At 72.0% G+C, this 13,159-nt stretch carries 10 protein-coding genes; 6 read left to right on the top strand and 4 right to left on the bottom strand.

Features of this window, described 5'->3' with window-relative positions; translation table 11 throughout:
* The first annotated feature begins 26 nt into the window (after positions 1-26).
* From ACFYO5_RS03245 to yjfF, 3 genes are read left to right on the top strand one after another with little or no spacing between them, the layout of a single operon-like run.
* Positions 27-1,559 (top strand): sugar ABC transporter ATP-binding protein, encoded by a 1,533-nt coding sequence (locus ACFYO5_RS03245; protein ID WP_388703585.1) that lies wholly within the window; start codon positions 27-29, stop codon positions 1,557-1,559.
* Positions 1,556-2,653: an ABC transporter permease gene (locus tag ACFYO5_RS03240; protein WP_356559578.1), complete on the top strand. Its 1,098-nt coding sequence runs from the start codon at positions 1,556-1,558 to the stop codon at positions 2,651-2,653. Before ACFYO5_RS03245 ends, ACFYO5_RS03240 begins: the two co-directional genes overlap by 4 nt.
* A complete protein-coding gene (gene yjfF / locus ACFYO5_RS03235; protein WP_356559577.1) occupies positions 2,653-3,675 on the top strand; it encodes a galactofuranose ABC transporter, permease protein YjfF in 1,023 nt (340 codons plus the stop codon). The genes ACFYO5_RS03240 and yjfF overlap by 1 nt, the downstream gene beginning before the upstream one ends.
* Before the next feature lie 582 nt (positions 3,676-4,257).
* On the opposite strand, the gene ACFYO5_RS03230 is transcribed toward yjfF, so the two are convergent.
* Positions 4,258-4,695 (bottom strand): MarR family transcriptional regulator, encoded by a 438-nt coding sequence (locus ACFYO5_RS03230; protein WP_356559575.1) that lies wholly within the window; start codon positions 4,693-4,695, stop codon positions 4,258-4,260.
* A 140-nt stretch (positions 4,696-4,835) separates the two neighbouring features.
* Between ACFYO5_RS03230 and ACFYO5_RS03225 the strand changes: the two genes are divergently transcribed.
* Positions 4,836-5,858 carry an NADP-dependent oxidoreductase gene (locus ACFYO5_RS03225; RefSeq protein WP_356559573.1) on the top strand — a complete coding sequence of 341 codons (1,023 nt, stop codon included), beginning with the start codon at positions 4,836-4,838 and terminating at the stop codon, positions 5,856-5,858.
* A gap of 161 nt (positions 5,859-6,019) precedes the next feature.
* Here ACFYO5_RS03225 and ACFYO5_RS03220 read toward each other — a convergent pair whose 3' ends face one another.
* A complete protein-coding gene (locus ACFYO5_RS03220) occupies positions 6,020-7,174 on the bottom strand; it encodes a serine hydrolase domain-containing protein (RefSeq protein WP_388703581.1) in 1,155 nt (384 codons plus the stop codon).
* Positions 7,175-7,615: 441 nt separating this feature from the next.
* Here ACFYO5_RS03220 and ACFYO5_RS03215 point away from each other — a divergent pair, with 441 nt between their 5' ends.
* Complete coding sequence (locus ACFYO5_RS03215; protein ID WP_388703578.1) at positions 7,616-8,413, top strand: EI24 domain-containing protein; 798 nt, start codon at positions 7,616-7,618, stop codon at positions 8,411-8,413.
* Here the strand turns inward: ACFYO5_RS03215 and ACFYO5_RS03210 are convergent.
* Both ACFYO5_RS03210 and ACFYO5_RS03205 read right to left on the bottom strand, forming a co-directional pair.
* Positions 8,394-9,674, bottom strand: a complete 1,281-nt coding sequence (locus ACFYO5_RS03210; RefSeq protein WP_388703575.1) for a pyroglutamyl peptidase — start codon at positions 9,672-9,674, stop codon at positions 8,394-8,396. The two genes, ACFYO5_RS03215 and ACFYO5_RS03210, sit on opposite strands and share 20 nt — an antisense overlap.
* Positions 9,675-9,986: 312 nt before the next feature.
* The gene (locus ACFYO5_RS03205; RefSeq protein ID WP_388703573.1) at positions 9,987-10,571 is read right to left on the bottom strand and encodes a TetR/AcrR family transcriptional regulator; all 585 of its coding nucleotides are present in this window, start codon (positions 10,569-10,571) and stop codon (positions 9,987-9,989) included.
* 117 nt (positions 10,572-10,688) lie between these two features.
* On the opposite strand from ACFYO5_RS03205, the gene ACFYO5_RS03200 reads away from it, so the two are divergent.
* Positions 10,689-13,118 (top strand): glycoside hydrolase family 3 protein, encoded by a 2,430-nt coding sequence (locus ACFYO5_RS03200; protein WP_388703570.1) that lies wholly within the window; start codon positions 10,689-10,691, stop codon positions 13,116-13,118.
* Positions 13,119-13,159: the final 41 nt, after the last annotated feature.

Genomic DNA, 13,159 nt, shown 5'->3' with positions numbered 1-13,159 from the left:
GCCGGTGGTCCCTCGCTAGGAGACTTATGGCAGAGCCGCGGCCCGTCCTGGAAATGGCGGGCATAGTCAAGGAGTTCCCGGGGGTACGCGCTCTGTCGGACGTCGACTTCCGGCTCTTCCCCGGTGAGATCCACGCCCTGATGGGAGAGAACGGGGCGGGCAAGTCCACCCTCATCAAGGTGCTCACGGGGGTCTACCCCCTGGACGGCGGCACGATCACGCTGGACGGCCGGTCCGTACGGATCACCAGCCCGCTCCAGGCGCAGCAGGCCGGCATCAGCACGGTCTACCAGGAGGTCAACCTCTGCCCGAACCTGTCGGTGGCGGAGAACATCTTCATCGGGCGCGAGCCGACCCGCATGGGCCGCATCCAGTGGAAGCAGCTGCGCCGGCAGGCGGCGGAGCTGGTGGAGCGGCTCGGGCTCGACATCGACGTCAGTGCCCCGCTCTCCTCCTACCCGCTGGCCGTGCAGCAACTGGTCGCGATCGTCAGGTCGCTGGGCACCGGTGACGGCGAGAGGCCGGGCACCAAGGTGCTGATCCTCGACGAGCCGACCTCCAGCCTCGACCGCGACGAGGTCCTCCAACTCTTTGCCCTGATGCGGCGGTTGAGGGACGAGGGAGTCGCGATCCTGTTCGTCTCGCACTTCCTCGACCAGATCTACGAGGTCTGCGACCGGATGACCGTGCTGCGCAACGGCACCCTCGTCGGCGAGCACCTGGTGCGCGACCTCGACCAGGTCGGACTCGTCCAGCTCATGCTCGGCAAGGCCATGGGCCAGCTCGACGAACTGCACGACCAGCAGCTGCACTCCCACGCGGGAGAGGCCCTGCTCCAGGCGGACGGTCTCGGCAGGACCGGCGGCATCGCCCCGTTCGACCTGGAGATCAAGAAGGGTGAGGTGATCGGGCTCGCCGGTCTGCTCGGATCGGGCCGGACCGAACTCGCCCGGCTGCTGTTCGGCGCCGACCAGCCGGACACCGGCAAGGTGTCCATCGGCGGCAGGCAGGTCTCGATGAGCGCCCCGAACGACGCCATCGGCGCCGGGGTCGCGTTCTGCTCCGAGAACCGCAAGAGCGAGGGCCTGGTGCCCGACCTCACGGTGCGGGAGAACATCATCCTGGCCCTACAGGCCTCGCGCGGCTGGACCCGGCCCATCCCGGTCGCCCAGCGCGACGAACTCGTCGCCAAGTACATCAAGGCGCTCGACATCCGCCCCGCCAACCCCGAGGCCAGGGTGGGCCAGCTCAGCGGCGGCAACCAGCAGAAGGTGCTGCTGGCCCGCTGGCTGATCACCCAGCCGAAACTGCTGATCCTCGACGAGCCCACGCGCGGCATCGACATCGGCGCGAAGGCGGAGATCCAGAAGCTCGTCGTCTCGCTCTCCGAGGACGGCATGTCCGTCCTGTACATCGCGGCCGAGCTGGAGGAGGTCCTCCGGCTCAGTCACACCATCGGAGTGCTGCGCGACCGCCGGCTGGTGGCGCAGATCGCCAACGGGCCCGAGATCACCACGAGCCGGATCCTCGAGACCATCGCGAGCGGAGAGCACCAGTGACCACCTCTTCCCGATGGCGAGCGCTGACCCGCCACCACCTGTTCTGGCCGGTGGCGGTCCTTGTCCTCCTGCTGCTCGTCAACGTTCCCTTCACGCCCGACTTCTTCTCCATCCGCATGGCGGACGGTCACCTCTACGGCAGCCTCGTCTCGATCGTGCTGTTCGGATCGCCGCTCATCCTGGTGGCGGTCGGCATGACCCTGGTCATCGCCACCGGCGGCATCGACCTGTCCGTCGGCGCCGTGGTCGCCATCACCGGCGCACTGGCCTGCTCCTACATCAGCGACCAGTCCGACCAGAGCGCCCTGTCCGGAGTGCTGCTCGCCATGGGCCTGGGCCTCCTGGCCGCCGTCGTCTGCGGCCTGTGGAACGGCTTCCTGGTGGCCAGGATGGGCATCCAGCCGATCATCGCCACCCTGATCATCATGGTCGCCGGGCGTGGTGTCGCCCAGCTGATCACCGACGGCCAGATCATCACCATCAACAGCGAGCCGTACAAGCTGATCGGCGGCGGCTACTGGCTGACGCTGCCGTTCTCGATCTTCGTGGTGGCCGTGGTCGTGGCCGTCACCGTGGTGCTGACCCGCCGCACGGCCCTGGGGCTGCTGGTCGAGGCGGTCGGCGGCAACGCCGAGGCCAGTCGCCTGGTCGGCATCAGGTCCCGGCGCATCAAGATCATGGTCTACATGTTCTGCGCCCTGTGCGCGGGCATCGCCGGCCTGATGATCAGCTCCAACACCTCGGCCGCCGACGGCAACAACGCCGGCCTGTGGATCGAACTCGACGCGATCCTCGCCGTGGTGATCGGCGGCACCTCGCTCCTGGGCGGCCGGTTCTCCGTCGGCGGCACGGTGGTCGGCGCCCTCGTCATCCAGACCCTGACCACCACGATCTACACGATCGGCGTGCCCACCCAGACGAACCTGGTCTTCAAGGCCGCCGTCGTCATCGCCGTATGCCTGATGCAGTCCCCGAAGTTCCGCGCCAAGGTCTTCGGTGCCAGGTTCGGCGCCAAGGGAAGCGCCACGCCGGCCGCGGCCCCGGCGGACCCCGCCGCGGTGACCGAGGCCGCTCCCAAGATGGAGGTGTCGTGATGAGCGCGACCACCCACAGCCCCACGGCCTCCGACAGCCGTATCCCGTCCAGGACCGCGCGCCTGCTCGGCGACCGGCGCCTGCCCGTCGGCGTGACGGCGCTGCTCCTCCTGGTGATGTACTTCGGCGGCCTCGCCCGGTACCAGTACTACGGGTTCGGCGAACCGCAGGTCTTCCTCAACCTGTTCATCGACAACGGCTATCTGCTCGTCGCCGCGGTCGGTGTCACCTTCGTCATCCTGTCCGGCGGCATCGACCTGTCCGTCGGCTCGATGATCGGCTTCACGACGATGTTCACGGCCTGGCTGGTGGAGCGCCAGGGGCTGCCGCTCCTGGTCGTGATCCCCATGGCCCTGGCCGTGGGAGCCTTCGGCGGCTTCCTGATGGGCTATGTGATCCACAACTTCGAGATCCAGCCCTTCATCGTGACCCTCGCCGGCCTCTTCCTGTTCCGCGGCCTGTGCCTGGTCATCAGCAAGGAGTCGATCTCCATCAGCGACTCCTCGGTGAGCAGCATGGCCGAGGCGCAGGTGTCGCTGGGGATGGGCTTCCTGTCGCTCGGCGCGATCATCTCGCTGGTCGTCCTCGCGGTGGCGTTCTACGTCCTGCACTACACCCGCTTCGGGCGCCGGGTGTACGCCGTGGGCGGCAGTGAGCAGTCGGCCATGCTGATGGGACTCCCGCAGGGCGGCACGAAGATCGCCGTGTACACCGTGAGCGGGTTCTGCTCGGCGCTGGCCGGCCTCCTGTTCACCCTGTACATCCAGTCCGGCGACCCGCTGCACGCCACCGGCATGGAACTCGACGCGATCGCCGCGGTCGTCATCGGCGGCACCCTGCTGACCGGCGGCTCCGGATACGTACTGGGAACCCTGTTCGGCGTCCTGGTGCTGGGCCTGATCAAGAGCATCATCCAGTTCGAGGGCACGCTCAGCTCCTGGTGGACGAAGATCGCCACCGGTGTGCTCCTGTGCGCGTTCATCCTGGTCCAGCGCTTCATGACGACCCGCAGGAAGACCTGAGCCGGAACCGCGTACGACCCGAGCCGGAACCCGGCTACGACCTCAGCCGAACCGGCGTGCCCGGTCCGCGCCCCCTGTGGCCGCCGACGTCCCGCGCGTCGGCGGCCCTGGTGGCCGCGGACCGGGCGTAGTCGTCCTACCGGGAGCCGGCACCCTGTCGGGTGGGCCGTGCGAGGCGCCGAGTTCCTGGCGGCTGCGCCCGCATCGGGTGGGTGGTGCGGCGGCGGCCGGTGCTGATTCGTCGGCGGTTGGGTCCGCATCGGCTGGTTGGCGTGCGGCAGCCGCGCCGAGCACGTGCGGTGGCGGCGAGGCCTTGGGCCCGGACGGTCGAGGCCGGCTCAGGAGTCCGGCTCAGGAGACCGGCCTTGGCTGGGGAGATGGGTTTCGGCCGGGGAATCCCCCGGCTGGGGGTCTGCCCCGGTTCGGTGGTCCGGCTTGGCGGAAACGGGTGCCGGCCCGGCAGTCGGACCCCGGCTCGGGGTCCGACCGGGCTGGGGGATCCGACCCCGGTTGCGGAATCCAACCCTGGCTCGGCGACCCGGCACCGGCTGGGAAGCGAACCTCGCCCCCTGTGCCCGCGTCCTACACCCCCAGCATCCGCCGCAACAACCCCCGCAGCACCGTCCGCTCCTCTTCCCCCAGCCCCGCCAGCGGCTCGCGGGCGAAGTGCAGGGACTCCCGGAGGGCTTTGGCTGTCCGGCGTCCCTCGTCCGTGGCGGCCGCCAGCTTCACCCGGCGGTCGGCCGGGTCGGGGCGGCGTTCCACCAGGCCGCGCGCCTCCAGCCGGTCGACGATGCCCGTCACGTTGGACGGCTCGCACTTCAGTTTCACGGCCAGCTTCCGCATCGGCAGCGGCTCCAGGGAGAGCAGGCTGAGCAGCCTGGCCTGCGCGCCGGTGAGGGAGTGGCCGGCGGCGGCCTCCTCGTAGTCCTGGTGGAACCGCGCCACGACCTCGCCGATCAGCTCGACGACCTCCAGGGTGAGGGCGTCGGGCCGACGTGCTGTGTGAGGTGTGGACATGCCTCTCAGGGTACCCGCTTACTTGACATCATGAAATATCCAGGCGCATGGTTGTTTCAGGTACTGAAGTATTTGGACTCAGACGCACGCAGACGCACGCCGCCGCGCCCGCGCCGCACCAGCACACAAGGAAGGGCTCCATGTCCGAGACCCCCACGCTCCCCTCCGTCAACCGCGAATGGCGCCTGCTCAGCCGCCCCGTCGGCTGGCCCAAGGCCGAGGACTTCGAGCTGGCCGAGGCGGAGATCCGGCAGCCCGGCCCCGGTGAGGTCCTGGTCCGCAACGCGTACCTCTCCGTCGACCCGTACATGCGCGGCCGGATGAGCGCCGCGAAGTCCTACACGGCCCCCTTCGAGCTGGGCAAGGCCATGCAGGGCGGCGCGGTCGGCGAGGTCGTCGTCTCCCACGCCGAGAACATCGCCGTGGGCGACCACGTGCTGCACTTCGGCGGCTGGCGCGAGTACGCCACCTTCGACGCCAAGCAGGCCGTGAAGGTCGACGCCGACGCCGCCCCGCTCTCCACCTACCTGGGCGTCCTCGGCATGACGGGCCTGACCGCCTACGCCGGTCTGCTGCGCACCGCCGCCTTCAAGGAGGGCGACGTCGTCTTCGTCTCCGGCGCGGCCGGCGCGGTCGGCAGCCAGGTAGGCCAGATCGCCAAGCTCAAGGGCGCCGCACGGGTGATCGGCTCTGCCGGCTCGGACGACAAGGTCAAGCTCCTCGTGGAGGAGTACGGCTTCGACGCGGCCTTCAACTACAAGAACGGCTCCGTGAGCGAGCAGCTCCGCGCCGCCGCCCCGGACGGCATCGACGTCTACTTCGACAACGTCGGCGGCGACCACCTGGAGGCGGCCATCGGCTCCCTCAACGAGGGCGGCCGCATCGCCGTCTGCGGCATGATCTCGGTCTACAACAACACCGAGCCGGCCCCCGGCCCGAAGAACCTCGCCCGCCTCATCCAGACCCGCGGCCGCATCGAGGGCTTCCTGGTCGGCGACCACTACGACCTCCAGCCCCAGTTCGTCCGGGAGGTCGGCCCGTGGGTCGCCTCGGGCACCCTGAAGTACCGCGAGACGATCGTCGAGGGCATCGAGAACAACCTGGAGGCGTTCCTCGGAGTACTCCGGGGCGACAACACGGGCAAGATGATCGTGAAGCTGTAACACCCGACCGGGCCGGCCGCTCCCACCCTTCCCCGGGAGATCGGGACGGGGTGGGCGAAGGCCGGGGGTCCGGGGCGGTCCCGGATGCGGGACGGAACGGAAAGGGGCGGAGGGGCAGACGCCCCCCGTCCCACTCGTCCGTCCCCCCTCGGCCCTTCCCCTCACCCCGAGGCCGAGACAGCCCTCTGCACCGCGGCGACGAACCTCTCGTTCTCCACCGCCGGCCCGCCCGGGAACGCGAACCGCCGCCGCGTGTACCCGTACGCCACCCCGCTGCGCGGATCCGCGAACCCCTGACTCCCCGCCGCCCCGCTGTGCCCGAAGGCCCCCACCCCCAGCGCCGGGTACCAGGTGTCCGCCGTCGCCTGGAAGCCCAGCCCGTACGACCTGTGCGCCCGCGCCACCAGGTCGTACCCCACGGAGTGGAACTGCCCGAACTCCGCCGCCGTGTCCTCCTTCAGCAGCGGCGCCTTCCCCCCGACCTCACTGATCGCCGCCGCGTACATCCCGGCCAGCCCGCGCGCGGAGGCGACCCCGCCGACGGACGCCGGCCCCTTGGCGCGGACCAGCGGGTCGTTGGGCAGCAGTTCCAGATCGGTCGGCTCGGCGGCATGCCGGTTGAAGGCGACGGCGGCAAGGGTGTGCGGCCCGCCCGGCAGCGTGTCGAGCAGCGCCCGCTGCTCCCCGGTCGGGGCCATCGCCCGCGTCGACCGGAACCGGGGCTCGTGCGCCCCCGGCAGCCCCAGGAAGAAGTCGAGCCCGTACGGCGCCCGCACCCGCTCCTCGTACACCTCCTGGAGCGTGCGGCCGGTGGCCCGCCGTACGACCTCGCCGCTGAGCGCGCCCATGACCAGCGCGTGGTAGCCGAACGCGGTGCCCGGACGCCAGAACGGTCGCTGATCGGCCAGCCGTTCGGCGATCTGCCGGTCGTCCGCCAGCTCCTGCCGGGAGAACCCGGAGTCGGTGCCGACCACACCGGCCCGGTGCGCGAGCAGGTCCCGCAGGGTCAGCGCGCCCTTGCCCTCGGAGGCGAACTCCGGCCAGTAGTAGGTGACCTTGCGGTCCAGCTCCAGCGTCCCCTCCTGGACGAGGAGCGCGGCCACCAGATGAGCGGCGCCCTTGGTGGAGGAGAAGACGCCGTAGAGGGAGTCGCCGTCGGCGCCGTCCCCGGCCCACAGGTCGACGACCCGCCGGCCGTGCGCGTACACGCACAACTGGCCCTCGTAGTCGGGCCGCTCGGCCGCCACGAACGCGGCGAACTCGTCCCGTACCGTCTCGAAGCCCGCCGCGACGGTGCCTTGGATCTCTTGGGTCATCCGCTCTCCTCAACCAGACCGCTGCTTGCGTGTGCCGTGGTCAACCATGTCTGTGCGACCTGCCGGAACCCGCCCTCCGGGTGCTGCCGGAAGAGGGGATCCGTACCGAACAGGACGGCGTACGGCGCGCTCACGACCGCGCACCCCGGCTCCGGGACCGGTCATCGGCGAAGGCCTGGCAGGGGTCGTTCTCGTGGTGCGCACGCGTACCTCCTCCGGACCTGCCGCGATCGTGAGGTGCTTCCGTGGATCGGTACGGCGAGGCCTACCCGTTCGACTCAACTGCGGCGGGAGGGCGTTGGTGTCATCGATAGCCCGGATGGCCTACGGCGCTCTACGGGACAGGAGTTCGGGCTGGGATCCGCTCGCCGTCCGGCACCGGTCCCGCGGGTTGTCCACAGGGGCTCCGGTGTCATGCCCGCGCCCCGATAGGATCCGGCCATGCACGATCTTGGGGTGGGCTTCGGATACCTGCTGAAGGGCCAGCGCTGGGTGGCCCGACACGGGAAGCAGTACGGGTTCGGGCTGGTGCCCGGCCTGATCACGCTCGTCCTCTACGTGGGCGCGCTCGTGGCGCTCGCCGTGTGGGGCGCGGACTTCGTGGACTGGGCGACACCGTTTGCCGACGACTGGTCGAGCCCCTGGGAAGGCCTGTTCCGCGGCTTCCTCACCGTCGTGCTGTTCGCGCTCGGCCTGCTGCTCTCCGTGGTGACCTTCACCGCGGTCACGCTGCTCGTCGGGCAGCCCTTCTACGAGAGCCTCTCCGAGAAGGTCGACCGTGACGTGTCGCCCGACGGCTCGGCGCCGGTGACCGGGCTGCCGCTCTGGCGGGAGCTGTGGATCTCCGCCCGAGACAGCCTGCGGGTGGTGCTGCGCGCGCTGTTGTGGGGCGTGCTGCTGTTCGCGCTCGGTTTCATCCCGTTCCTCGGCCAGACGGTCGTGCCGGTGATCGGCGTTTTCGTCACCGGTTTCTTCCTGACCGAGGAACTGACGTCCGTCGCCCTCCAGCGCCGGACCGTCGACGCCCGGTCCCGGCTCGCCCTGCTCCGCTCCCGCAGGACCCTCGTCTGGGGCTTCGGCACCCCCCTCGCGGTCGCCTTCCTGGTCCCCTTCGTCGCGGTGTTCCTGATGCCGGGAGCGGTCGCGGGCGCCACCCTCATGGCGCGGGACCTGCTGGGCGAGGAGACCGAGGACGGCGACCACCGCGAGGAGCCGGACGCTACTCCGTGGCCGCGCTGACCGCCACGGCCACGATCGCCCGCACCTGAGCGACGATGTCCAGCCGGTTGCGCACGAACTCCGGGTCCGTCACCGTCCCCGTGGCCGGGTCGGTGTTCCCGGCGCCGAACTCCAGCACCGGCGTGTGGACGTGGCCGCCCGGCAGCGTGTCGCCGAGCCCCAGCCGGTCGCGCAGCAGGGTCGCCCGGTAGGCGATCTCGTTGGACAGGTAGTTCCCGCCGCCGCCGGCCCGCGCGCTCGACCCGGCGGTGGGCCCGTCCGGCCGTACGACGGGATCGGTGGCCCCCGCCGGGATCTCGGTCACGCCGGTGTTGTCGTAGACGGGGAAACGGCCGGTGTCCGAGGCCACGATCGTCCGGTACGGCAGGGTCGTGGTCGTCCACTGGGGCTGCGAGGCCGGATCGGCGACCGGGACCGTCTCCGTCCTGCTCACGTTCTCGTTGTCGGGGAAGCCGCCCCGCCAGGCCCCGTTGGTCCGCTCGACGTCGAACCGGCCCACCCGCCCCTGGCTGACGGTCGTGAACAGGTCCACCTGCCGGAGCCACGGGCGCAGCGTCCGCTCCACCGTGCCCTCGGCGAAGTCCCGCCAGCGCACCGGGAAGACGGCCGTCTCCACCCGTGCCGGCCCCTGAGCGGTCTGGATCACCGTGCCGTCCAGCGCCAGCGCGCTCGCGCCGGACGGGTTGGAGATCCGCACGTCACGGTCCAGGGTGAACGGGTCGAAGCCGGTGACGAGGACCCGCTTCGGCCCCTTGGCGCCCCGCGGATACCGGATGTCCGTCTGTCCGCGCGAGGCACGCTCCAGGTCGCCCGTCAACGCCTGTCGCCGTGCGGCGTCCAGCGCGAAACCGGGCCGCCAGGAACGCACTTCACGCGTCATCGCCAGCCGCGCCCAGTACAGCGGCCGGTCGTCGTCCCGGCTCAGCTCCCCGCCGGCCGGCCCTCGCCCCTGCGCCCGGTCCACCGCCCGCCGCCACAGCGCCGCGCCCTCGCGCACGACGACACGGCGGGCCTGCGCAAAGGAGCGCGCGGCGCCGAGCGCGCGGGCGAAGTCGGGGGCCACGGTGTCGAATCCGGACGCCGCGAGGATCTCCCGCGGCACCGCTCCGTCGAGCCTGCGCTCCTCGACGGTGGGAACCTCGGCCTTGGGCGTACCGGCCGCCCCGGCGGGAGCGGCGGTGGCCGATGTCGTCAGCGAGAGGCAGGCCGCCAGGGCCAGACCGAGGAAACCGGCACGAACTCGCGGGGAACGCGGGGCCATAGAGGTCCTTCCGTCGCGGTGGGGCGCGTGGTGCGGGACGCCGGAAGTATCGCGCGCCCGGTGGGATCCACGCCATGGGGCGCCCACCCGCGCGCGACCGTGGGGTCCGGCAGCCCGGCCGGGGCGGGCGGCCCGTGTGCGACCGGGGGGGGCCGGCGGACCGGCCGGGCGGGCGGCCCGCGTGCATCGGGGGGGGGGTCCGGCAGCCCGGCCGGAGCGGATGGCCCGCGTGCATCGGGGGGTCCGGCAGCCCGGCGACCGACCGCCCGCGTGACCGAGGGGCCCGGCGCACCGGCCGGGACCGGCCGCCCGTCAGTCCACGTCCTCGCCCAGCAGCCGCAGGAAGTCGCGGAAGGCGCCCGGCATGTCCAGCGACTCCGGGTCCAGGAGCCACTGGTACTGGAGGCCGTCCATCACCGCCACCAGCAGCGGAGCGGTCCGCTCCGGGGTGAGGCCGTTGGGGAGGCGGTCGCCGTACTCGGCGCGCAGGACCGCCGCGATGCCCGCCCGCACCTGCCGGTACCGGTCGGTGAAGTACTCCCTCGCCGGATGGCCCTCGGTGACGCTCTCGCCGAGGAGCGCGGAGAAGGTCTGGATGATGCCGGGCCGCGTCACGTTGTACTCGACCAGCGCGCACAACAGGTCGATCCGCCACCGGGTGCGCGGCATCGCGTCCCACTGGTCGCGTTCCTCCAGCACGGCGACCAGCAGCGCGTCCTTCGTGGGGAAGTGGTGCAGCAGACCCTGCTGGGTCAGCCCGACCCGCTCGGCCACGGCCGCCAGGCTCGCGCCCCGGTAGCCGCGTTCGGCGATCACCTCCAGGGCCGCCCGCACGATCTCGGCGCGCCGCTCCTCGCTCCTGGTCGTCCTGGCGCTCATGCCGTCACCGTAAGGCATCCCGGCCCTCTCTTGTCACGGCAGGGTCACGAAACCTACCGCTCCACAGGCAATCGATGCACGATGAGGGAACAGCACCGCACAACACCGCACAGGAGACCGACGAGGAGGCCCGCGATGGCGGACAACGGGACGGACATCGAGGCGGCCGTCGAGACGGCCCTCGGCAAGCTCGACCTGGACGCGAAGACCCGGCTGCTGGCCGGTCGGTCCATGTGGTCCCTGCCCGCCCTCCCGGAGATCGGCCTCGCCTCCCTCGTGATGTCCGACGGCCCGATCGGCGTCCGGGGCGTGCGCTGGACCGCCGACGACCCGTCCGTCGCGCTGCCGTCCCCGACCGCCCTCGCCGCCACCTGGGACCCCGGTCTCGCCCGCCGGGCCGGCGTGCTCCTCGCCCAGGAGGCCCGCCGCAAGGGCGTCCACGTGCTGCTCGCCCCGACCGTCAACCTGCACCGCTCCCCGCTCGGCGGCCGCCACTTCGAGGCCTACAGCGAGGACCCGTACCTGACGGGACGGATCGGAGCCGGTTACGTGACCGGCGTACAGGAGGGCGGCGTCGGCACCACCGTCAAGCACTTCGTCGCCAACGACGCCGAGACCGACCGCTTCACCGTGAACAACCTGGTCGGCGAACGCGCCCTGCGCGAGCTGTACCTCGCCCCCTTCGAGGCCATCGTCGACAACGCCCGTCCGTGGGGCGTCATGACCGCCTACAACACGGTCAACGGCACGACGATGACCGAGCACCACCACCTCGTGAACGAGGTCCTGCGCGGCGAATGGGGCTTCGACGGCATCAACGTCTCCGACTGGACGGCCGCCCGCGACACCGTCGGCGCCCTCCGGGGCGGCCTCGACGTGGCGATGCCCGGCCCGGACACCGTCTACGGCGCGGCCCTCGCCCAGGCGGTGCGCGACGGCCGCCTCGACGAGCCCGAGGTCGACGACGCCGTACGCCGCGTCCTGCGCCTCGCCGCCCGCGTGGGCGCCCTCGCGGACGTCCGACCCGCCGTCCCCGTACCGCCCGCGCCCGTCCACGGCGAGGCCCTGGCCCGCGAACTCGCCCGCCGCTCCTTCGTCCTGGTCCGCAACGAGCGCGCCGCCCTGCCCCTGACGCCGGGCCGCACGGTCGCCCTCATCGGCGCCGCCGCCCGCGACGCCCGGATCCTCGGCGGCGGCTCCGCCACCGTCTTCCCCGCCCACGTCGTCTCCCCGCTCGACGGCCTGGCCGCGGCCCTCCCCGAAGGCGCCCTCAGCTACGCCCTCGGCGCCGACCCGGCCACCGAACTCGCCGTCGCCGACCACGGGTTCACGCTGCGCGCCGTCTGCCGCGACGCCGACGGAACGGTCATCGGCACCGGCTCGGCCCCGAACGGGCAGATCCAGTGGACGGGCACCGACCTCCCGGACGGCGTCACCCGCGACCGGCTCCACACCGTCGAGCTGACCGGCACCTTCACCCCGCGCGCGAGCGGCCGGCACACCTTCGGCATCAAGGGCGCCGGTTCCTTCACCCTCACCGTCGCCGGCACGACGCACTTCGACGGCGCCCAGCCGCCCGCCGACGCCAACGATCCCTTCGCGGCGTTCTTCGGCTCCCCGGTGCCCCGCGCCGAGACCGAACTGACCGCCGGCGAACCGGTGGACGTCTCCCTCACCCACGTCGTCCGGCCGCCCGGGAACATCCCGCCGAAGGCCGTCGCCTTCACCCTCGCCCACCAGGAACCCCGGCGGGACCCGGACGCGCTGATCGCCGAGGCCGTCGAGGCCGCCCGCGCCGCCGACACCGCCGTGGTCGTCGTCGCCACCACCGACCGCGTCGAGTCCGAGGGATTCGACCGCACCGACCTGCGCCTGCCCGGCCGCCAGGACGACCTGGTGCGGGCCGTGGCCGCCGCCAACCCGGACACCGTCGTCGTCGTCAACTCCGGCTCCCCGGTCGAACTCCCCTGGCGCGAGGACGTCGCCGCCGTGCTGCTGACCTGGTTCCCCGGCCAGGAGGGCGGCGCCGCCCTCGCCGACGTCCTCACCGGCGCCCACGAGCCCGGCGGCCGGCTGCCCACCACGTGGGGCTCCCTCGCCGACGCCCCGGTCACCCGGGTCGCCCCGGCCGACGGCGAACTCCGCTACGACGAGGGTGTCTTCATCGGCTACCGCGCCTGGGAGAAGGAGGGCCGCACCCCGGCCTACCCCTTCGGCCACGGCCTCGGCTACACCGACTGGACGTACGACTCGGTCCAGACGGACGGCACGACCGTCGCCGTCCGCCTCCGCAACACCGGCGGACGGGCCGGCCGCGAGGTCGTCCAGGTCTACCTCGCGCCCACCGAGCCCGACCCCCGACGCCCGGCCCGCTGGCTCGCCGCCTTCGCCGGCGTCGAGGCGGGCCCGGGGGAGAGCGCCGAGGCCGTCGTCACCCTCCCGCGCCGCGCCTTCGAGATCTGGGACGAGGCCGCCCACCGGTGGTTCTTTGTGAAGGGTTCGTACGAAATCCAGGTGGGTAGGTCTCTGGCGGACCGCAGGATCACCGCGACGATTAACGTCTGACGCGGGCCCCGCGCCCCCAGAGCAGCCCCGGTCCGGGACCT

The organism is Streptomyces sp. NPDC006259, assembly GCF_042870975.1.
GTDB lineage: Bacteria > Actinomycetota > Actinomycetes > Streptomycetales > Streptomycetaceae > Streptomyces.
This window is presented reverse-complemented; position numbering and strand designations above follow the sequence as displayed.

Bases quoted from the DNA above. Each gene is read 5' to 3' on its own strand.
- ACFYO5_RS03245 (WP_388703585.1), top strand. From the start codon at position 27: ATGGCAGAGCCGCGGCCCGTCCTGGAAATGGCGGGCATAGTCAAGGAG.
- yjfF (WP_356559577.1), top strand. From the start codon at position 2,653: ATGAGCGCGACCACCCACAGCCCCACGGCCTCCGACAGCCGTATCCCG.
- ACFYO5_RS03230 (WP_356559575.1), bottom strand. From the start codon at position 4,695: ATGTCCACACCTCACACAGCACGTCGGCCCGACGCCCTCACCCTGGAG.
- ACFYO5_RS03225 (WP_356559573.1), top strand. From the start codon at position 4,836: ATGTCCGAGACCCCCACGCTCCCCTCCGTCAACCGCGAATGGCGCCTG.
- ACFYO5_RS03220 (WP_388703581.1), bottom strand. From the start codon at position 7,174: ATGACCCAAGAGATCCAAGGCACCGTCGCGGCGGGCTTCGAGACGGTA.
- ACFYO5_RS03215 (WP_388703578.1), top strand. From the start codon at position 7,616: ATGCACGATCTTGGGGTGGGCTTCGGATACCTGCTGAAGGGCCAGCGC.
- ACFYO5_RS03210 (WP_388703575.1), bottom strand. From the start codon at position 9,674: ATGGCCCCGCGTTCCCCGCGAGTTCGTGCCGGTTTCCTCGGTCTGGCC.
- ACFYO5_RS03205 (WP_388703573.1), bottom strand. From the start codon at position 10,571: ATGCCTTACGGTGACGGCATGAGCGCCAGGACGACCAGGAGCGAGGAG.
- ACFYO5_RS03200 (WP_388703570.1), top strand. From the start codon at position 10,689: ATGGCGGACAACGGGACGGACATCGAGGCGGCCGTCGAGACGGCCCTC.